This is a genomic window from Blastococcus saxobsidens (assembly GCF_010682065.1).
Taxonomy (GTDB): Bacteria; Actinomycetota; Actinomycetes; order Mycobacteriales; family Geodermatophilaceae; genus Blastococcus; species Blastococcus saxobsidens_B.
Genome location: NZ_JAAGWG010000002.1, coordinates 256,433 through 276,025, shown reverse-complemented (window position 1 = coordinate 276,025; position 19,593 = coordinate 256,433). Strand labels below are relative to the sequence as shown.

Annotated in this window: 20 protein-coding genes; 14 read left to right on the top strand and 6 right to left on the bottom strand. The window is 74.1% G+C overall.

Features of this window, described 5'->3' with window-relative positions:
• Nucleotides 1–67: 67 nt before the first annotated feature.
• The gene (locus GCU60_RS02405; RefSeq protein ID WP_163202015.1) at nt 68–397 is read right to left on the bottom strand and encodes a hypothetical protein; all 330 of its coding nucleotides are present in this window, start codon (nt 395–397) and stop codon (nt 68–70) included.
• A 172-nt stretch (nt 398–569) separates the two neighbouring features.
• Between GCU60_RS02405 and GCU60_RS02400 the strand changes: the two genes are divergently transcribed.
• From GCU60_RS02400 to GCU60_RS02385, 4 genes are read left to right on the top strand one after another with little or no spacing between them, the layout of a single operon-like run.
• The gene (locus tag GCU60_RS02400; RefSeq protein ID WP_163202014.1) at nt 570–1,700 is read left to right on the top strand and encodes a Vms1/Ankzf1 family peptidyl-tRNA hydrolase; all 1,131 of its coding nucleotides are present in this window, start codon (nt 570–572) and stop codon (nt 1,698–1,700) included.
• Between the two features lie 58 nt (nt 1,701–1,758).
• A complete protein-coding gene (locus GCU60_RS02395) occupies nt 1,759–2,016 on the top strand; it encodes a DUF2795 domain-containing protein (RefSeq protein WP_163202013.1) in 258 nt (85 codons plus the stop codon).
• Nucleotide 2,017: 1 nt separating this feature from the next.
• The gene (locus GCU60_RS02390; protein WP_163202012.1) at nt 2,018–2,248 is read left to right on the top strand and encodes a hypothetical protein; all 231 of its coding nucleotides are present in this window, start codon (nt 2,018–2,020) and stop codon (nt 2,246–2,248) included.
• 1 nt (nt 2,249) lies between these two features.
• The gene (locus GCU60_RS02385) at nt 2,250–2,633 is read left to right on the top strand and encodes a thioesterase family protein (RefSeq protein WP_163202011.1); all 384 of its coding nucleotides are present in this window, start codon (nt 2,250–2,252) and stop codon (nt 2,631–2,633) included.
• Nucleotides 2,634–2,665: 32 nt separating this feature from the next.
• Here the strand turns inward: GCU60_RS02385 and GCU60_RS02380 are convergent, their stop codons facing one another.
• Nucleotides 2,666–3,712 carry a LacI family DNA-binding transcriptional regulator gene (locus GCU60_RS02380; RefSeq protein ID WP_204261224.1) on the bottom strand — a complete coding sequence of 349 codons (1,047 nt, stop codon included), beginning with the start codon at nt 3,710–3,712 and terminating at the stop codon, nt 2,666–2,668.
• Between the two features lie 232 nt (nt 3,713–3,944).
• Here GCU60_RS02380 and GCU60_RS02375 point away from each other — a divergent pair, with 232 nt between their 5' ends.
• The 3 genes from GCU60_RS02375 to GCU60_RS02365 all read left to right on the top strand — a co-directional run bounded on the left by GCU60_RS02375 (nt 3,945) and on the right by GCU60_RS02365 (nt 6,607).
• Nucleotides 3,945–5,150, top strand: a complete 1,206-nt coding sequence (locus tag GCU60_RS02375; RefSeq protein WP_163202010.1) for an endo-1,4-beta-xylanase — start codon at nt 3,945–3,947, stop codon at nt 5,148–5,150.
• Between the two features lie 85 nt (nt 5,151–5,235).
• Nucleotides 5,236–6,126 carry an alpha/beta fold hydrolase gene (locus tag GCU60_RS02370; protein ID WP_163202009.1) on the top strand — a complete coding sequence of 297 codons (891 nt, stop codon included), beginning with the start codon at nt 5,236–5,238 and terminating at the stop codon, nt 6,124–6,126.
• A gap of 52 nt (nt 6,127–6,178) precedes the next feature.
• Entirely contained in the window at nt 6,179–6,607 is a 429-nt protein-coding gene (locus tag GCU60_RS02365) for a ChaB family protein (protein ID WP_163202008.1), read from the top strand.
• 38 nt (nt 6,608–6,645) lie between these two features.
• On the opposite strand, the gene GCU60_RS02360 is transcribed toward GCU60_RS02365, so the two are convergent.
• Together GCU60_RS02360 and GCU60_RS02355 are read right to left on the bottom strand one after the other, a co-directional pair.
• Nucleotides 6,646–7,950 carry a M24 family metallopeptidase gene (locus GCU60_RS02360; RefSeq protein ID WP_163202007.1) on the bottom strand — a complete coding sequence of 435 codons (1,305 nt, stop codon included), beginning with the start codon at nt 7,948–7,950 and terminating at the stop codon, nt 6,646–6,648.
• 66 nt (nt 7,951–8,016) lie between these two features.
• Complete coding sequence (locus tag GCU60_RS02355; protein WP_345770337.1) at nt 8,017–9,138, bottom strand: GGDEF domain-containing protein; 1,122 nt, start codon at nt 9,136–9,138, stop codon at nt 8,017–8,019.
• 140 nt (nt 9,139–9,278) lie between these two features.
• On the opposite strand from GCU60_RS02355, the gene GCU60_RS02350 reads away from it, so the two are divergent.
• Genes GCU60_RS02350 through GCU60_RS02335 form a run of 4 tightly spaced genes read left to right on the top strand, consistent with a single transcriptional unit; the run spans nt 9,279 to nt 11,264 of the window.
• Nucleotides 9,279–9,473, top strand: coding sequence for a hypothetical protein (locus GCU60_RS02350; RefSeq protein ID WP_163202006.1), 195 nt, complete (start codon nt 9,279–9,281; stop codon nt 9,471–9,473).
• Between the two features lie 59 nt (nt 9,474–9,532).
• On the top strand, nt 9,533–10,228 hold the full coding sequence (gene npdG, locus GCU60_RS02345) for an NADPH-dependent F420 reductase (protein WP_163202005.1): 696 nt from the start codon (nt 9,533–9,535) through the stop codon (nt 10,226–10,228).
• A 5-nt stretch (nt 10,229–10,233) separates the two neighbouring features.
• Complete coding sequence (locus tag GCU60_RS02340) at nt 10,234–10,509, top strand: DivIVA domain-containing protein (RefSeq protein WP_163202004.1); 276 nt, start codon at nt 10,234–10,236, stop codon at nt 10,507–10,509.
• Nucleotides 10,506–11,264 carry a helical backbone metal receptor gene (locus GCU60_RS02335; RefSeq protein WP_345770336.1) on the top strand — a complete coding sequence of 253 codons (759 nt, stop codon included), beginning with the start codon at nt 10,506–10,508 and terminating at the stop codon, nt 11,262–11,264. Before GCU60_RS02340 ends, GCU60_RS02335 begins: the two co-directional genes overlap by 4 nt.
• A gap of 96 nt (nt 11,265–11,360) precedes the next feature.
• Here the strand turns inward: GCU60_RS02335 and panB are convergent, their stop codons facing one another.
• Entirely contained in the window at nt 11,361–12,191 is an 831-nt protein-coding gene (panB, locus tag GCU60_RS02330; protein ID WP_163202003.1) for a 3-methyl-2-oxobutanoate hydroxymethyltransferase, read from the bottom strand.
• Nucleotides 12,188–14,017 (bottom strand): NAD+ synthase, encoded by a 1,830-nt coding sequence (locus GCU60_RS02325; RefSeq protein WP_345770335.1) that lies wholly within the window; start codon nt 14,015–14,017, stop codon nt 12,188–12,190. The genes panB and GCU60_RS02325 overlap by 4 nt, the downstream gene beginning before the upstream one ends.
• Before the next feature lie 149 nt (nt 14,018–14,166).
• Here GCU60_RS02325 and glnA point away from each other — a divergent pair, with 149 nt between their 5' ends.
• The 3 genes from glnA to GCU60_RS02310 all read left to right on the top strand — a co-directional run bounded on the left by glnA (nt 14,167) and on the right by GCU60_RS02310 (nt 19,411).
• A complete protein-coding gene (gene glnA / locus GCU60_RS02320; RefSeq protein ID WP_163202002.1) occupies nt 14,167–15,507 on the top strand; it encodes a type I glutamate--ammonia ligase in 1,341 nt (446 codons plus the stop codon).
• A 65-nt stretch (nt 15,508–15,572) separates the two neighbouring features.
• Complete coding sequence (locus GCU60_RS02315; RefSeq protein WP_163202001.1) at nt 15,573–16,310, top strand: glutamine amidotransferase-related protein; 738 nt, start codon at nt 15,573–15,575, stop codon at nt 16,308–16,310.
• Complete coding sequence (locus GCU60_RS02310; RefSeq protein ID WP_163202000.1) at nt 16,307–19,411, top strand: bifunctional [glutamine synthetase] adenylyltransferase/[glutamine synthetase]-adenylyl-L-tyrosine phosphorylase; 3,105 nt, start codon at nt 16,307–16,309, stop codon at nt 19,409–19,411. The genes GCU60_RS02315 and GCU60_RS02310 overlap by 4 nt, the downstream gene beginning before the upstream one ends.
• Nucleotides 19,412–19,593: the final 182 nt, after the last annotated feature.

Sequence of the window (19,593 nt, the reverse complement as noted above, 5' to 3'; positions counted from 1 at the left end):
CGGAGGGACTGCGTCCCCCCCACTCGGCGCGACAGGAAAGGTGGCTCCTGTCAGCCGGTGAGGCGGGTCAGCGGGCGGGGTTGGTCGGGTCGCCCTGGGACGGAGGGTTGATCTTCGGCCCGGTGGTGGCCTCGGACGCCTTGGACCCGCCATCGGCCGCCGGCGGTGCCTCGGGGGCCGGGGCGGCCGGGTCGCCGCCGGACGGCTGGGCGCCCTCTGCCAGACCGTTGAGCCGGTGCTGCATCGCGCTCACCACCTGCACGCGGTTGGCGTGGGAACGCTCGTAGCTCAGCAGCGTCTTGAGGTCATCGGAGCCCAGCGTGCGGATCCGGGACGTCAGCGAACCCACGGGCAGGTGGTCGTAGTCGGGCAACGGCAGATCGTCGCGCACGGTCATCGCTCATCCTCTCGAGAGGTTCTCGGGTCCGGTGCCGCCTACCCCGGGCTCCGCGGATCGACACCGCGTGTGAGGTGGCGGGGCCTGGGTAGGCGGCGACGACGGGGTTCGTGAGCAGCCGCGACCCCCGTGACCGACCAGCACCCGATCGACAGAGGAGTTGTCCCGCGACATGGACGTGTCCTTCCTGGAGCCGGTGTTCGCCGCCGCAGGGCCCTACGCCACGGTGTGCGCCGACGTCACGCACACGACCGAGAACGCCGACACCGAGCTGGATCTGCGGGTGCGCGCGCTGACCGGGCACCTGACCGAGCAGGGCGCCCCCGAGGTGGTGGTCGAGGCCGTCCGGGCCCGGCTGCTCGAGGGGAACGAGGGCGGCGAGGCCGGGACGCTGAAGGGCCGTGCCGTGGTCGTCGCCGCCGACGGGACCGTGGTGCTCGACCAGGTGCTGGCCGACGTGCCGGCCCGCGAGACCGCCCGGTGGACGCCTCAGCCCGACCTGCTGCCCCTGCTGCGCCAGCTGGCCGGTCGGGTGCCGCACGTCGTGGTCGTCGCCGACCGCGTGGGTGCCGACATCACCGTCGCGGGGCTCGCCGACCAGGAGGAGGAGCAGCGGCAGGTGGAGGGCGACACCTTCCCCATGCGCAAGGTCAAGGTCGGCGGCTGGGCGCACAACACCTACATGCACACGGCCGAGAACCAGTGGGTCGAGAACGCCGACAAGGTCGCCGAGGACATCGCGTCCCTCGCCCGCCGCGTGCAGCCGCGTTTCGTCCTGCTCGCCGGCGACGTGCGCGCCCGCCAGATCCTCAGCGACCGCGCCGGCGGCGTGTGGTCCGACCTCGTCGTCACGACGGAGGAGGGTGGCCGCGCGGCCGGGGCCGACCGCGAGCCGATCTCGCGGCGCACCGCGGAGCTGCTCGCCGAGCACGAGGCGCGGGACATCGCCACCGCGGTCGAGCAGGTGCAGAGCGCCGGGGCCCACGGCCTCGCGGTCACCGGGACGTCGGCCGTCGTCGAGGCCCTGCGCAAGGGCCAGGTGGAGACGCTGATCCTGACCGACGAGTGGCCGGACGACGCGACGTTGCTCGTGGGCAACGGCCCGCTCGAGCTGGGCGTCGGGCAGCAGGACATGGACGCGCTCGGCGTGCACGGCTCGGTCCAGCCCGCCGCTGCCGCTCTCGTGGCGGCCGCGGTCGCCGGCGCGGCCGGCCTGCTCGTCGTGCCCCAGGCGGCCCTCGCCGGTGACGAGCCGGTGGCCGCGATCCTCCGCTACACCGACGCCTCGACGTCGTCCGACTGACCTCCTCAACCGAAACCCATCCGAACCGCACCGAACCGAACCGAAGGAGAACGATCCCGTGACCGACCCGCACCAGCCCGCCACCAGCCCCGGCACCGACCAGGGCGACATCGAGCACCGCGCCGCGATCGCCGAGGCACTGGGCAAGGAGGTGTGGCCGGCCGACCGCGACCAGCTCGTCGCCAAGGCGCAGGAGAGGAACCCCGCCGACCGGGTCCTCGCCGACCTGCGGCGGCTGCCCGCCGGCCAGCAGTTCGAGAACGTCCAGGAGGTCGCGCAGGCACTCGGGCTCGGCACCGAGCAGCAGCGGTTCTGAGGTGACGACGCAGAAGAAGCCGAGCCCCGAGGCACTGGACAACGTCACCGAGCACAACGTCGAGACGCGGTCGCACCTGCTGCCCGAGGAGGACGGGATGAAGGGCAGCGGCATGGAGGAGGTGGCGGCGGAGATCATCCTGGCCGAGTCCGAGGAGCGGACCGTGCACCCCGACGCCGACGACGCGCAGGGGGCCCACCGCCAGTCGGCCGAGACCGCCGACCAGCCCTGACGTGCGGCACGAGCACCGGGTCCAGCTGCGCTGGTCCGACCCCGACATGCTCGGGCACGTCAACCACGCCCGGGCGCTGAGCCTCCTGGAGGACGCCCGGCTGGCCATGATGGACGGCCGGCCGGGCGGGGAGCTGATCCTGGCGCGCCTGGAGGCCGACTACCTGCGGCAGCTCTACTACCGGGTGAACGAGTCGCTGACCGTGTCCAGCTGGGTGACGCGGCTGGGCACGAAGTCGTTCGGCGTCCGCCAGGAGCTCGTGCAGGACGGCGAGGTCGCCATCCGGGCCGACCTGGTCCTCGTCGTCTTCGACTTCACCGCGAGCACCAGCCGGCCCATGACCGACGACGAGCGCGAGCACTGGAGCACCTACCTGGAGCCCTGACCCGCCGGGCGGGGGCTGCGGGTGGTCGCCGGCTAGGACGGGACCGGGCCGGCTGCCAGCAGACGCGAGGGCGCGGTGCTGTCCCGGACGACCAGCCGCGTGGCGAGCTCCACCCGCGGGCTCTCGATGGTCTCGCCGTCGACCATGCGCAGCACCGTCCGGGCCGCCATCATCCCCATCTCCGCGAGCGGCTGGTGCACCGTCGTCAGGGGCGGGGAGGACCACCGGGCCTGGGGCAGGTCGTCGAACCCGACGACGCTGAGGTCGTCGGGCACCCGCACGCCCTTGCGGCGGGCCCCCTCGTAGACCCCGAGGGCCATCTGGTCGTTGGCCGCGAAGACGGCGGTGGGCGGGTCGTCCAGGGCCAGGAGCACGTCGGCGGCCCGGGCGCCGGAGGCGTAGTCGAAGTCGCCGGCCACGAGCAGCTCCGGGTCGAACGGCAGGCCGGCGCTCTCCAGGCCGGCGCGGTAGCCGTCCAGCCGGGCCCGGGCCGACCAGAGCGTCGGCGTCCCGGCGACGAAGGCGATGCGCCGGTGCCCCAGGCCGGTCAGGTGCTCGGTGGCGCTCAGCCCGCCGGCCCAGTTGGTGACGCCGATCGTCGGCACGTCGAGGCCGGGCACCCCGGCCGGGTCGACCACGACCGCGGGTACCTGCAGGTTGCGCAGCTCGGAGTGCAGCTCGGGGTCGAGGTCGCCGGTCACCAGGATCGCGCCGTCGCTGGCCCGCGCGCTCAGGTTCTCCAGCCATTCCCGGGCGGCGCTGGCCCGCCGGTGGATCGCGGTGACCACGGTGCCGACGCCGGCGGCGTGCGCCGCGTCCTCGACACCGCGGATGATCTCGACCGCCCAGGGGCTGTCGAGGTCGTTGAACACCAGGTCGATCAGCCGGGCCCGGCGCTGCGGTCGCACCCCGCGCCGCTGGTAGCCGTGGTCGCGCAGCAGCTGCTCGACGCGCTGGCGCGTCCGCGGCGCGACGTCGGAGCGCCCGTTGAGCACCCGCGAGACGGTCGGGACGGAGACGCCGGCTTCCGCGGCGATGTCCGCGATCGTCACCGTGCGTGCCTGGTGGTCGGCCAACATGCCCCTCCTCGTCGGGCGGCCAGCCTACGGCCGGACGCCCCGGGGGACCGTTGCCGCCCGTGGGGGACCACCCCACCGGGGCAGTCGGCGGGCCTCCGCCGGACGGGGACACGCGGCGCGACGAGGCACGACGCAGGTCGCCCTTGACGCCCCAGATGTGACCTTCGTAACGTTCCGGCAACCTTCCGGAAGTTATCGGGAGACGGCAACGACGCCGACGAGAGGTCGAGGAATGCGCACATCGAGGTTCGGTTCCGGCGCGGTCACGCGCTGCGCGGTGGGTCTGGGCGTGCTGCCCGTCGTCCTGGCCGCCACCGTCCTGCCCGCCACCGCAGCGCCCAAGGACAAGGCGGCCCCGCCGGTCCAGGCGCAGGAGGACCAGTCCTACGGCCAGGCCAAGAAGAACGGCCTGCGCACGGTCGCTCCCGACGACCTCGTCATCGGGACTGCGGCCGCCGGCGGCGGCCATCACATGAACGAGGACTACCCGGACCCGTTCACCTACGACAAGAAGTACCGGAAGATCCTCGCCGCCGAGTTCAGCTCGGTCTCGCCCGAGAACCAGATGAAGTGGGACTTCATCCATCCCGAGCCCGGCGTCTACGACTTCGGGCCGGCGGACGCCATCGTGGACTTCGCCGAGGCCAACGGTCAGGTCGTCCGCGGCCACACCCTGCTGTGGCACAGCCAGCTGCCGGCGTGGGTCACCGAGGGCGACCACACCGACGCGGAGCTCGAGGCCATCCTCAAGTCGCACATCCAGACGGTGGTCGGCCACTTCAAGGGCCGCATCCAGCAGTGGGACGTCGCCAACGAGATCTTCGCCGACGAGTGGGACAAGGGCGGCGTCCGGCTGCGGGACGACCCCGAGCTCGCGACCGCCAACATCTTCATCCAGCGGCTCGGCCCCGAGATCATCGGCAAGGCCTTCCACTGGGCCCACGAGGCCGACCCGGAGGCCGAGCTCTTCCTCAACGACTACGCCGTCGAGGACTGGAACACCAAGAGCACCGCCTACCACGAACTGTCGCAGGACCTGCTCGAGCAGGGAGTTCCGCTGCACGGGTTCGCGTTCCAGGCCCACCTGGACCTGCAGTACCCCTTCCCGTCGACCCTGGACGAGAACATGCAGCGCTTCGACGACCTGGGCCTGGAGACCGCGATCACCGAGCTCGACGTCCGGTTCACCCTGCCCGCGAGCGGGGTGCCGACGGCGGAGCAGCTGGCCGAGCAGGCCGACACCTACCAGGGGGTCCTCGAGGCCTGCCTGTCGGTCGAGGACTGCAACTCCTTCACGATCTGGGGCTTCACCGACAAGTACTCGTGGGTCCCGAGCTTCTCGCCGGGCCAGGGGGCGGCGACGGTGATGTTCGAGGACTACGAGCGCAAGCCCGCGTACTGGGCGCTGCACGAGACCCTCGCGGCCGCCCAGGACTGACTCCCGCACCCGAATCCCCCCGACCAGCCGTCCGGCCGGTCGGGGGGATTCGTCGTCCGCGCACCCGTGCAGCAGGATCGGGGGCGTGAGGGGCGCATTCTTCGACGGCTTCGAGGAGCGTCGCGCCGAGGTGGGCGACGGGGTCGTCCTACGGTTCCGGGTCGGCGGGGAAGGGCCGCCGGTCGTGCTGCTGCACGGGCATCCGCGCACGCACACGACCTGGCACCGGGTCGCGCCGCTGCTCGTGGCGGCGGGACACACCGTGGTCTGCCCCGACCTGCGGGGTTACGGCCGCTCGTCGAAGCCGGCCACCACCGCCGACCACGCCCCCTACTCGAAGCGGGCGCTGGCCGGCGACGTCGTCACGCTCATGCGCGCGCTCGGCCAAGAGCGCTTCGCCCTCGTCGGGCACGACCGGGGGAGCTACGTCGCCCTGCGGACGGCGCTGGACCACCCGGAGGCCGTCACCCACCTGGCCGTCCTCGACTGCATCCCGCTGGTCGAGCACCTGGAGCGGGCCGACGCCCGCTTCGCCGCGGCCTGGTGGCACTGGTTCTTCTTCGCCCAGCCGGGCAAGCCCGAGCGGGCCATCGCTGCCGACCCCGAGGCCTGGTACGACGCGCTGGCGCCCGGCAGGGCCGTGGAGATGGGGGAGGAGAACCACGCCGACTTCCTCGCCGCGATCCGGGATCCGGCGACCCGCCTGGCCATGCTCGAGGACTACCGGGCCGGGCTCGGCGTCGACCGGCTGGCCGAGGAGGCGGACCGGTCGGCCGGACGGCGGGTGGGGTGCCCGACCCTGGTGCTCTGGTCGGCCCGGGACGACCTGGAGGAGCTCCACGGCGACCCGCGGGAGATCTGGGCTGCCTGGACCTCCGATCTGCGTGGCGGCGGGCCGATCGACAGCGGCCACCACATGGCGGAGGAGGCACCCGAGGCGCTGGCCGCCGCACTGGTCCCGTTCCTCGCGATGTGATCATGATCGCCGGGCGGGGTAGGGGCACGGCCGGACCCGAGAGGAGATGGTCATGCCGAAGACCAGCAAGAAGGGCGAGGCGAAGCAGTCGGAACTGCCGAGCACGCTGCGCCGGTCGGAGAAGAAGGCCCAGCGCACGTTCACCAAGGCCTACGACTCCGCCGTCGAGGAGTACGACGACGAGGAGCGCGCCAACCGGACGGCCTGGGCCGCGGTCAAGCACTCCTACGAGAAGGTCGGCGACCACTGGGAGAAGAAGCCCGGCGGGAAGAAGGGCCCCTCCGACGCGCAGGCCGAGGGCGGCCGCGGCACCGCGAAGCAGACGTCGGGCGGGGTCGACGCCAACGCCACCAAGGAGCACCTGCTCGACGTGGCCAAGAAGCTCGACATCTCGGGCCGGTCCCGGATGAAGAAGAAGGACCTGGTCGACGCCATCCAGAAGGCGAACGACACGAAGACCGCCGCGGCGCGGAAGAAGTAGGCTCCTCCGCCGGCGGCCGCCCAGCGGTCGCCGGCGGTTCAGCCGATCATGAGGAACTCGGTCTGCCGCCGGCCCAGGAACTCGGCTCCGCCGCCGGTCAGCGCCAGACCTTCCTCCAGCCCCAGCCGCACGCACTGGCCGCCCCACTCGGCCACCGGCCGGCTGACGGCCAGCTCCAGCGCGAGGACGGTGTCGGGGCGGACCGGGTAGTCCCCGGCGCCGGGGATGCGCCGCTGCTCGTCCCACTGCCCGACGGCGGGCCCGGCGCCATGCCCGTGGTAGCCGATGGGGTGGGAGTACACCTCGCCGTCGATGCCCTCGGCAGCCGCGGCGGCGCGGGTCGCCGCGAGCACCTCGTTGCCGGTGCGCCCGGGGACGAGGGCGGCCACGGTGAGCTCCTGTAGCCGGTTGGCCGCCCGCATGGCCTCGCGCAGCCCCGTCGGCGCCGCGCTCTCACCGCTCCCCAGGACGTAGGCGTTGCGCTGGTTGTCCGTGCGCAGCCCCAGGCTGGTGAGCCCCACGTCGCAGTGCAGCAGGTCGCCCGGCTCGATCACCGCGTCGAAGGGCACCGCGGGCAGCAGCGCCCCCCGCTCCTCGGCCAGTGGCACCCCCGCCCGCTGGATCAGCACCGACGGCTGGAACCACGGCTCGACACCGAGGTCGTGCAGCCGCTGCCGGATCCACCACGCCACGTCCAGCGCCGTCGTCGACCCCGGGCGCACCACGGCGGGGGAGAAGGCCTCGGTGATGACGTCGTGGGCCAGGCGGTTGAGCGCGTGCAACGCGGCGATCTCCTCGGGCAGCCGCGTCTCCAGCCAGCCGACGGCGAGCTCCTCGGCCGACACCACCCGGTCGGCCCACGGGCCGAGGGCCTCGGTCAGCAGCCGGTGCTCGGTGTGGGAGAGCCCGTCGGCGTGCGCGAAGTCCGGCGAGACGTCGATGCCGATCCGCAGCGGGTCGGCCTGCTCCACGAACCGGCGGACCTCGGCCCACTGCTGCTCGCCGTCGGCGCCGGCCCCCGAGGACCCCGGTGTCCAGGCCGCGAGGAACTGGCCCACCGGGTAGCGGGAGATCGCTGCGGGCGTGACCCCGTCGTCGCTGCGGTGCAGCACCAGGATCGTGCGGCGGCGCGCCGACAACCACGTGGCCGGCAGCAGCGTGCGCAGCACCGGGTCCTCGTTGCACTCGCGGCCGGCCACGATCCACAGGTCGATGCCGCAGCGGTCCATGAGAGCGGGCAGGACGTCCAGGAGGCGCTGGGTGAGCCAGCGGTCGCGCACGTCGGCCTGCTCGCGCAGCGGCAGCGGCACCGTCCGCGTCGGGTCCGGCAGGACGAGCGACATGGATCAAGGGAAGCAGAGAACCGGCGAACTCACCGGTCGAGGCCGGGGAGCGGGGTGTGCGTTCCCTCAGGCGGGGGTCTCCTCCGGGCGCGGGGAACGTGCGCGGGGAGCCGCGGCGGTGGCCACGCGGTTGCGGCCACGGCGCTTCGCCTCGTACATAGCCGCGTCGGCCAGGTCGACCAGTCGCCAGAGGGCGGCCACCGGGTCCTCGCCGTCCACCGGCCGGGCCACCGCCAGGCCGACGGAGGCGGTCACCCCGTACCCGTCCGGCGTCCGGGCCGCGGCGACCGCCGCGCGCAGCCGCTCCGCCAGCCGGCGGCCCTCCGCCGCGTCGGACACCGAGCCCACGACGACGAGCTCCTCGCCACCGGTGCGGGCCAGCACGTCGGCCGGGCGGACCGTGGCGGCCAGCGAGCGCGCCACCGCGGTCAGGAGCTGGTCGCCCGCGCCGTGCCCGAACTGGTCGTTGAGCCGCTTGAAGTGGTCGAGGTCGAGGACCATGGCGCACACCCGGGTGCCCTCGCGCCGGGCCTGCCGCCACAACCGGGGCGCCTGCTCCACCAGGTACCTGCGGTTGAACAGGCCGGTCAGCGGGTCCAGGCGGGTGAGGTTCTCGGTGGCCACCAGCAGCCGCTGCACCCGTCGCCGCAGCAGGAAGACCCCGAGCGCGGCGGCGTTCAGCATGCCCGCGCTGACCCCCACCTGGACGCCCAGCCCGATGGCGTTGTCGTAGCTAGGCCACAGCGCCATCAGGCAGACGGCGGCCGTGACGAGCATGTGCACCCACAGCTGCCGCAGTTCGAGGAACCAGGCCGCGATCAGCGCCGGGAACAGCAGCATGAGCGGCGTGGCGTAGCGCAGCGGGTCGTGGATGCAGAGGACGACGACCAGGTAGACGAGGTCGCCGACGAGGACGAGCACGAAGGTGTGCCGGGGGCTGATCCGGCCGCGCACGGCGATGGAGACCCCGAGTGACAGGAGCAGCAGCATCGTGGCGCCGTAGGCCCACCGGCCGGCGCCCTCGCGCAGGACGCCCTCCACGAGCAGGTTGAGCGAGCCCATGAGCCCGCCGGTGATCAGCAGCGCGGCCACCGCCAGGGCGGCCAGACCACCGTCGGGGCCGCTCAGCACCGGGGTCACCTGCGGCATCGGCCCGGCGGGCGTGGGCGCGGGCTCCGGGCTGGTCACGGCAGCAGGATGCCGCACGATCGGCGATTCCGGGGCAAATTGTGCGCGACCGATAACCGACCGGGCGGGGTAGCGCCCACGGCGAGGAACGGGCCCGGGTGGAAGGGTGGGGACGACGTCGAGCGAAGGAGGCTGCGCACATGGCCGGAGGGCCCTGGTTCTTCTGTCTGAAGCACCACACCGTCGAACCCGTGGAGGGGTGCGCCGAGCGGCACCGGCTCGGGCCGTACGAGACCCGGGACGAGGCGGAGCACGCGCTCGACGCGGTGGCCGAGCGGAACGAGGAGCTCGACGCCGAGGACCGCGAGTGGCGGGGTGACCCGCCGCCGTCCTGATCGGGCGGGCATGATCGGAGCCGAGCAGCCGGAGAACCCGGCTCCCCGGGAGGAGTGACGTGTCGGACGGTCGCGCGGTCGAGGAACTGGTCATCGGGGTGCTGGGGGGCACCGGCCCGCAGGGGCGGGGGCTCGCCGTCCGGCTGGCCGCCCAGGGGCAGCGCGTGCTGCTCGGCTCCCGGGACGCCGAGCGCGCCGCCGAGGTGGCCGCCGAGGTCGCCGAGCGCGCCGCCACCGTCGCGGGCGACGCGGAGGTGTCGGTGACCGGTGGCTCGAACGTCGACGTCGCCGGCGCCGCCGACCTGGTGATCGTCGCCGTCCCCTTCGCCGGGCACGCCGCGACCCTGGCCGAGCTGGCCACCCCGCTGGCCGGGAAGATCGTCGTCGACTGCGTGGTGCCCATGGGCTTCGACGAGCTCGGCGCCTACGTGCTGGACGTCGAGGAGGGCAGCGCCGCCCAGCAGGCCGCCGCCCTGCTGCCCGACTCGCACGTGGTCGGCGCGTTCCACCACCTGTCGGCCAAGCTGCTCGAGGACCTGTCCAAGCCCACCCTCGACGGCGACGTGATGGTCGTCGGCGACGACCGCGCGTCCATGGACACCGTGCAGGCGCTGGCCGGGCGGCTGCCGGGCATGCGCGGCATCTACGCCGGCCGGCTGCGCAACGCCCGCCAGGTCGAGGCCCTGACCATCAACCTGGTCTCGGTCAACCGGCGGTACAAGGTGCACGCCGGCGTCCGCATCACCGACGTCTGACGCCCGTGATCACCGCGGACGAGCTGCGGGCGGCGCAGCTGGGCCGGCCGCCCCTGGGCAGGCGCGGGTACGCCCCCGACGAGGTCGACGCCTTCCTGGCCCGTGCCGCCGAGGCGCTGACGGCGCTGGCGCTCCGGCGCCCTCCGCAGCTGACCGCCGACGAGGTGCGCTCCATCGTGTTCCGGAAGCCGGGACTCGGCCGCGGACGGGGATACGACGAGGACCAGGTCGACGAGCTGCTCGACCGGATCGAGCACACCCTGCGCGCCGCCGCGGCGTGACACCGGCCCGCCTCGACGACCGCGGCACGCCGTACGGCGGGGCGGCGCCGCGCCGGGTGGTGTCCCTCGTCCCGTCGCTGACCGAGGCGATCGCCGTCACCGACGCGACCCTGCTGGCCGGGGTCACCGACTGGTGCACCCACCCGGCCGGGCTCGACGTGCCGCGGGTGGGCGGCACGAAGTGGCCCGACCTCGCGCGGGTGCTCGCCCTGGCGCCGGACCTGGTGGTCGCCAACGCCGAGGAGAACCGGGACTCCGACGTCGACGCGTTGCGCGCGGCCGGCGTCCCGGTGTGGGTGACCGCGCCGGCGACCGTGGACGGAGCGCTGGACTCCCTCGGGCGCCTGCTCCAGGTGCTCGACCGGCCCGACCCCGACTGGCTGGTCCGGGCCCGCAGCGTGTGGACCGACCCGCCGCGGCTGCCCGACGTCCGCGCCGTCGTGCCCATCTGGCGTCGGCCGTGGATGGTGCTGGGCCGGGACACCTTCGCCGGCGACGTGCTGGCCCGGCTCGGGGTGTGCAACGTCTTCGCCGGGCACGCCGAGCGGTATCCGGAGCTGGGCCGGGACGATCCGGTCGGCGTCCCGGCCGAGCTGGTGGTGTTCCCGGACGAGCCCTACGCGTTCACCCCGGCCGACGGCCCGGAGGCGTGGCCGCAGGCTCGACCGGTGTTCGTCAGCGGCCGGCTCCTCACCTGGTACGGCCCCTCGCTGGTCGATGCGCCCACCGTGCTGGTCGCCCAGCTCGCCGGCTGAGTTCTCCGACCGTCGCTGCTCTGGGGGTTCTTCATCCGCTCTGGAAGTCCTGCACGGGTCGTGGAGCAGGTGCACGACCCCCAGAGCGGAGGACGGTCAGTCGAAGGAGTGCTCCGGGCCGGGGAAGACGCCGCTGCGCACCTCGTCGGCGTACTCCTTCGCCGCCCGCAGCAGCTCACCGCGCAGGTCGGCGTACTTCTTCACGAACTTCGGCACCCGGCCGCCGTTGAGACCGGCCATGTCCGGCCACACCAGCACCTGCGCGTCGCAGTCCACGCCGGCGCCGATGCCGACCGTCGGGATGGACAGCTCCTCGCTCACCTGGCGGGCGATCCCGGCCGGCACCATCTCCAGGACGACGGCGAACGCGCCGGCCTCCTGCACCGCGCGCGCGTCTTCGAGCAGCTGCTCGGCGCCCGCACCCCGGCCCTGCACCCGGAAGCCGCCGAGGGCGTGCTCGCTCTGCGGCGTGAAGCCGATGTGCGCCATCACCGGGATCCCGGCGTCGGTGAGGAGCGCGATCTGCGGGGCCACGCGCACGCCGCCCTCGAGCTTGACCGCCTGGGCGCCGCCCTCCTTCATGAACCGGACGGCGGTGTCGAACGCCTGCTGAGGGCCGGACTCGTAGCTGCCGAACGGCAGGTCGGCCACGATCAGCGCCCGCTTCGTGGAGCGGGTCACCGCCTTGGTCATCAGCAGCAGGTCCTCGACCGTCACCGGCACGGTGCTGGTGTGCCCGAGGACGACGTTGCCCGCCGAGTCACCCACCAGCATCACCGGGATGCCGGCCTCCTCGAAGACGGCCGCGCTGTAGGTGTCGTAGGCGGTGAGCATCGCCCACTTCTCGCCACGCTCCTTGGCCTGCTGCAGGTGGTGGATCCGCACCCGCGACGTCGACTGCCCGCCGTAGAGGACCGACTCGCTCATGCCCTGGCTCCTTCGCGCACGGTGGGCAGCGTCTCGCGCCACCGGTTGGTGACGGGCAGCCGCCGGTCGCGGCCGAACGCCTTGAGGCTGATCTTGGTACCGGGAGCGGACTGGCGGCGCTTGAACTCGGCGGTGTCCACCAACCGGAGGACGCGGGCGACCACCTCCGGGTCGTGGCCCCGCTCGAGCAGCTGCGCCATGCCGAGGTCGCGGTCGACGTAGTCGGCGATCACCGCGTCCAGCTCGTCGTAGGAGGGCAGCGAGTCGCTGTCCACCTGGCCGGGGGCGAGCTCCGCCGAGGGTGGCTTCTCGATGGAGTTCACCGGGATGGGCTCGGTCTCGCCGCGCTCCCGGGCGGCGGCGTTGCGCCAGCGGGCGAGCTCCCACACCAGGGTCTTGAGCACGTCCTTGATCGGGGCGAACCCACCGGCGGAGTCGCCGTAGAGCGTCGAGTAGCCGACGGCGACCTCGCTCTTGTTGCCCGTCGTGAGCAGCAGGTGCCCGTGCTGGTTGGACAGCCCCATGAGCAGCGTGCCGCGCACCCGGGCCTGCAGGTTCTCCGCGGCCACCCCGGACAGCTCGACGGAGGACTCGTAGGCGTCGACCATCGGGGCGATCGGCACGACGGAGTAGTGCAGCCCGGTGCGGCGGGCGAGGTCCTCGGCATCGGCGAGGGAGTGCTCGCTGGACCACTTCGAGGGCAGGCCCACGCCGTGCACCCGGTCCGCACCCAGCGCGTCGACGGCCAGGGCGGCGACGACGGCGGAGTCGATGCCGCCGGAGAGACCCAGCACGACCGAGGGCATGCCGTTCTTGTCGACGAAGTCGCGCAGCCCCAGGACGAGGGCCCGCCACACCTCCTCGCACTCCTCCAGCGGCTCGGCGATCGGAGCCGGCTGCGCCTCGTAGGCCGCGACCGGCTCGTCGGACAGCACGTGGCGGGTGACGGTCATCGGGCCGAGCCGGCCCTCGCGCCGCTCGGGGGTCGCCGCGGGGTCGAGCTCGAGGTCGACGGTCAGCAGGTGCTCGACGAACTGCGGCGCCCGCGCGAGCAGCTCGCCGGTGGGGGAGACCGCCATCGAGTCGCCGTCGAAGACCAGCTCGTCCTGGCCGCCGACCTGGTTGCAGTAGAGGATCGCCGCTCCCGCCTCGGCCGCCCGGCGGCGCACCAGCGGGAGGCGCAGGTCGTCCTTCGCCCGCTCGTAGGGGGAGGCGTTGGGGGAGACGACGAGGTCGACGCCGGCCTGCCCGGCCACGCCGCACGGACCGCCCTCGACCCACAGGTCCTCGCAGACGGTCAGCGCGACGTCCACGCCGTGCAGCCGCACCACCGGCAGCTCTGTGCCGGGCACGAAGTAGCGGGCCTCGTCGAAGACCCCGTAGTTGGGCAGGTGCCGCTTGTAGTAGCGGACGACGACGTCGCCCCCGTGCAGCAGGGCCGCGGCGTTGCGCGGTGCCCCGCGGCGCGGGTTGGCGTCCCTCGGGCGGTCGTCGTCGTCGGGGTGGTCGACCGGCGCCGGCCCTGCGCCTCGCGTGTGCGCCAGGTACCCGACGACGACGGCGAGGTCCCCGAGCCCCTCGGCGGCGAGCCGGGCGCCCAGGTCGACCAGCGCCTGCTCGCTCGCGCGGGCGAAGGACTCCCGCAGCACCAGGTCCTCCGGCGGGTAGCCGGTCAGCGTCATCTCCGGGAAGACGACCAGGTGCGCGCCGGCCTCGGCAGCCCGCACCGCCCAGCGGAGCACCAGGTCGCTGTTGCCCGCCAGGTCACCGACGCGGGTGTCGACCTGGGCCATGGCCACCCGCAACTGCACCGGCTGCTCGTTCACGCCGCACAGTCTCGCCGCTCGCCGCGGGGAACGGCCAGGTGGGGCGCCGCTGAGCCGCGGCAGCGCGGCAGCGTGTGCGAATCGCCCGGACAGGGCAGGCTGGCGCCCAGTTCACATCCCGGAAACGAGGGGACCGGATCATGGCGGGCATGGACCGACAGCAGGAGTTCGTCCTGCGAACCCTGGAAGAGCGCGACATCCGCTTCGTGCGGCTGTGGTTCACCGACGTCAGCGGCTACCTCAAGGCCGTCGCGGTGGCCCCGGCCGAGATCGAGGCGGCGTTCGCCGAGGGCATCGGCTTCGACGGCTCGGCGGTCGAGGGCTTCGCCCGCGTCTACGAGTCCGACATGCTCGCCAAGCCCGACCCGGGCACCTTCCAGGTGATGCCCGCGCGCGAGGGCCGGCCCAGCGACACCGCGCGGATGTTCTGCGACATCACGCTGCCCGACGGCTCACCGGCGTGGGCGGACCCCCGGCACGTGCTGCGCCGGGCGCTGGCCAAGGCCGCCGACATGGGGTTCACCTTCTACACCCACCCCGAGATCGAGTTCTTCCTGCTCAAGGACCTGCCGACCGACGGCAGTGCCCCGACGCCGGCCGACACCGGCGGCTACTTCGACCTGTCCACGCACAACGTGGCGCACGACTTCCGTCGCGAGGCCGTCTTCGCGCTGGAGGCGATGGGCATCTCGGTGGAGTTCAGCCACCACGAGGTGGCGCCCGGCCAGCAGGAGATCGACCTGCGCTACGCCGACGCGCTCTCCATGGCCGACAACATCATGACGCTGCGGCACGTCGTCCGTGAGGTCGCGCTGGCCCAGCAGGTGCACGCCACCTTCATGCCCAAGCCGTTCACCGAGCTGGCCGGCTCGGCGATGCACACCCACGTGTCGCTGTTCGAGGGCGACCGCAACGCCTTCCACGACCCGGCCGACCCGATGCGGCTGTCCACCACCGGCAAGCAGTTCATCGCCGGGCTGCTGGTCCACGCCCGGGAGATGACGGCCATCACCAACCAGACCGTGAACTCCTACCGGCGGCTGCTGGCCGGCACCGAGGCGCCGACGGCGGCGACCTGGGGCCGGGCGAACCGGTCGGCGCTGGTCCGGCTGCCCTCCTACAAGCCGAGCAAGGCGCAGTCGGCCCGGGTGGAGGTGCGGTCGCCGGACTCCGCCTGCAACCCCTACCTCACCTTCGCCGTCATCCTGGCCGCCGGGCTGCGGGGCATCGAGAAGGGCTACGAGCTCCCGCCCGAGGCCGAGGACGACGTGTGGTCGCTGACCGACACCGAGCGCCGCGCCGCCGGCTACGAGGACCTCCCGGTCTCCCTCGGCGAGGCGCTGACCGCGATGCAGGGCAGCGAGCTCGTCGCGGAGACGCTGGGCGAGCACGTGTTCGAGTTCTTCCTCCGCAACAAGTGGGAGGAGTTCAACTCCTACCGGCAGAACGTGACGCCCTTCGAGCTCCAGCGCTACCTGCCCGGCCTGTGAGCTGAGTTTCCGCGGAAAAGCATGGTCGGACGGCGTGCAGGGGGCGGGCCACTAATCTCGACGGCGTGACCGCCGCGCGCCTGCTCGTCGTCGTCCCGAGCGAGACCGACCCGCCCGCGCGGCTGGGGGAGTGGCTGCGTGCCGCCGGGCTGGAGCTCGACGAGCGGCACCTGCGGCTCGGTGACGCGCTGCCGGAGAACCTCGACGGCGTCGACGGGCTGCTCGTCCTGGGCGGGCCGCAGTCCTCGATGGACGACGAGGAGACCAGCCCCGAGCTCGTCGGTGTCCGGGCGCTGCTGCGCCAGGCGATCGACCGCGACCTGCCCACGCTCGCCATCTGCCTGGGCGCCCAGCTGGTGGCGCAGGTGGGCGGTGGCCGCACCCGGGTGGGCGTCGACGGGCCCGAGGTCGGCGCCACACTGGTGGCCAAGCGCGACGCCGCCGACGCCGATCCGGTGTTCGGCCCCGTCCCGCTCTCGCCCGACGTCATCCAGTGGCACCACGACGAGATCTCCGAGCTGCCGCGCGACGCCCAGCTGCTGGCGAGCAACCCGCACTACCCGCATCAGGCCTTCCGGGTGGGCCGGCACGTCTACGCCCTGCAGTTCCACATCGAGACGACGCCCGAGATGGTGCGCGCCTGGGCCGAGAGCGATCCGGTGGGCGTGGCCGCGAGCCCGCTGGACCTCGAGACGCTGTGCCTGCGCGCCACCGCCGCGCACGACGACGTCGCCGACGCCTGGCAGCCCTTCGCGGCCCGCTTCGCCGCGCTGGTGAGCGCCTCCGCCGGGGCCCGGGCGTGACCGCTGCGCTGCCGGAGGTGCCCCGGCGCGCCGTCGTCCGGCTGGTCCGGTTCGGCTTCGGGGACGGCGAGCGGGCGGCCCGGCTGCTGTCGGACCCCGCCCTGGGCCTGTGGGACCTGGAGCGCAACGAGCCCGCCGACCCGGAGGCCGGCCCGGTCGTGGCGGCGCTCGCCCGCGCCGGTGACCCGGACCTCGCCGTCCGCTCGCTGCACCGGCTGGTCGAGGCGCTGGACGCCGAGGACCCGGACGGCGGCGCCGCGGCGGCGCTGCTCGCCAGGCTCCGCGGGCCCGGCCACCTGCGCGGACGGCTCGTGTCGGTCCTGGGTGCCAGCTCCGGCCTGGCCGACCACCTGGCCGCGCACCCGCTCGACTGGCAGGTGCTCGACGACGACCGGCACGGCATCTGGCGGCCGACGCCGAACGCGCTGGAGCGGCAGATGCTGGCGGCGGTGGGCGCGGATCCGGACGACCCGCCGTGGGGCGTGCGGCTCGGCAAGGGGGCGCCGGACGCCGGGCCCGAACGCGTGGCCGCGCTCCGGCTGGCCTACCGCCGGGCGATCCTGTCGCTCGCCGGGCGCGACCTGGGCGAGGGCGTGCCGGCGGAGGAGGTCGCCGTCGAGCTGGCCGACATCGCCGGTGCCGTGCTCACCGCCGGCCTGGCCGTCGCCGTCGCCGAGCAGCCGGCCGACGCAGCCGCCTGCCGGCTCAGCGTCATCGCCCTGGGCAAGACCGGCGGCCGGGAGCTGAACTACGTCAGCGACGTCGACGTCGTGTTCGTGGCCGAGGCGGTCGACCCCACGGACGCCGAGGGCGCCGCGCTGAGCAGCGCCACGCGCGTGGCCGCAGCCCTCATGCGGATCTGCCACGAGGCGGCGTGGGAGGTCGACGCGGCGCTGCGCCCGGAGGGCAAGCGCGGGGCGCTGGTGCGCACCGTCGCCGGACACACCGCGTACTACGAGCAGTGGGCCGACACCTGGGAGTTCCAGGCGCTGCTGAAGATGCGACCGGTCGCCGGTGACCCCGATCTGGGCCGGTCCTACGTCGAGGCGCTGTGGCCGCTGGTGTGGAAGGCCGGCGACCGGCCCGGCTTCGTCGGCCAGGTGCAGGCCATGCGCCGCCGGGTCGAGGCCAACATCCCCCCGGCCCAGGCCGAGCGGGAGCTCAAGCTCGGACGCGGCGGCCTGCGCGACGTCGAGTTCGCCGTGCAGCTGCTCCAGATGGTGCACGGGCGGGTGGACCCGAACCTGCGGCTGGGCGGCACCGTGCCGGCGCTGCAGGCGCTGTCGGCCGGGGGCTACGTCGGCCGCGAGGACGCCGCGACCCTGGTCGCCTCCTACCGCTTCCTGCGCACCGTGGAGCACCGGCTCCAGCTGCTCCGGCTGCGTCGCACGCACCTGCTGCCCACCGACGAGCAGCAGTTGCGCTGGCTGGCCCGCTCGCTGGGCTACAAGCCCGACCACCGCGGCGACGCCGTCGACGTGCTCCGCGCGGAGCTGGCGCTGCACACCCGCGAGGTGCGCAGGCTGCACGAGAAGCTCTTCTACCGGCCCCTGCTGTCCGCGGTCGCGCGGGTGCCGGGGGAGCAGCTCCAGCTCGGCTCCAAGGCGGCCGGCGACTGGCTGCGCGCCCTCGGGTTCGCCGACCCCGACGGCGCGCTGCGGCACATGACCGCGCTGACCGGCGGGCTGTCGCGGTCGGCGTCGATGCAGAAGTACCTGCTGCCGGTCCTGCTCCAGACCTTCGCCTCCTGCCCGAACCCGGATGCCGGCCTGCTCGCCTACCGGCAGGTCAGCGAGGCCCTCGGCGGCAACCAGTGGTACCTGCGGCTGCTCCGCGACGAGGGGCAGGTGGTCGAGCGGCTCGCCCAGCTGCTCGGCTCCAGCCAGTACGTGGCCGCGCTGCTCACCCGCACTCCGGAGGCGCTGCGCATCCTCGCCGACGACGCCGAGCTCGAGCCGCGCGAGGCCGCGGTACTGGCCAAGGCGTGGCGCCAGGCGGCCGGGCGCGCGCCGGACCCGGAGGCGGGCATCCGCGTGGTCCGGGGCCTGCGGCGGCAGGAGCTGCTCCGGATCGCGGCGGCCGACCTCCTCGGCCGGCTCGACGTGCACCGGGTCGGCCGCGCCCTCACCGACGTCGCGGTCGCCACGTTGCAGGCCGGGTTGGACGTGGCCGTGCGGGCGCACGCGCGGGAGGCCCGGATCGACGTCGCCGACCTGCCGATGGACCTCGCGGTCATCGGCATGGGCCGGCTGGGTGGCGGGGAGATGGGCTTCGGCTCCGACGCCGACGTGCTGTTCGTGCACCGCGCCCGGCCGGGGGCGGACGAGACGAAGGCCGCGGCCGCGGCCAACGCCGTCGCCCATGCGCTGCGCCGGGTGCTCGGCGAGCCCGGGCCGGACCCCGCCTTCGAGGTGGACGCCGACCTGCGTCCCGAGGGCCGGCAGGGTGCGCTGGTGCGCAGCCTCTCGGCGTTCCGGGAGTACTACGAGCGCTGGGTGTCGGTGTGGGAGGTGCAGGCGCTGCTGCGCGCGGTGCCGGTGGCCGGCGACGAGCAGCTCGGCGCCGACTTCGTCTCGCTGGTGGACCCGATCCGGTACCCGGCTGCCGGGCTCAGCGCCGACCAGGTCGCCGAGATCCGCCGGATCAAGGCCCGGGTGGAACGGGAGCGGCTGCCCCGCGGGGCGGACCCGGCGACGCACACCAAGCTCGGCAGGGGTGGGTTGTCCGACGTCGAGTGGACCGTCCAGCTGCTGCAGCTGCAGCACGCCGCCGGGTCCGAGGCGCTGCAGGTGCCCGCCACGGCCCCGGCGCTGGACGCGCTGGCGGCGGCCGGGCACCTCGACGCGGAGCAGGCGGCCTCCCTCCGCGAGGCCTGGGCGCTGGCGACCACGGCCCGGAACGCGATCTTCCTGGTCCGGGGACGCCCCAGCGACCAGCTGCCGCGCCCGGGGCTGGAGCTGGCCGGCGTGGCCCGGGCGTGCGGGTACGGCCCGGACCAGGACCCGGGCCAGTTCGTCGACGACTACCGCCGCACCACCCGGCACGCGCGGTCGGTCGTGGAGCAGGTCTTCTACGGGCAGCCGCCGCCGGGCCAGGGCTGAGGGCCCTCGCGGGCCGTGTGACGATCCGGTGGCATCGGGCCCGCCCGGGTTCGGACGGGTCGGGCACGGGCTAGGGGACGGGGACGACCGGACCCCGACACCGAGGCAGGAACCGTGTGGCGTCTCTTCCCCGCAGGGGTGTGTGCGGCTCTGCTCCTCACCGCGTGCGGCGGCGACGGCGG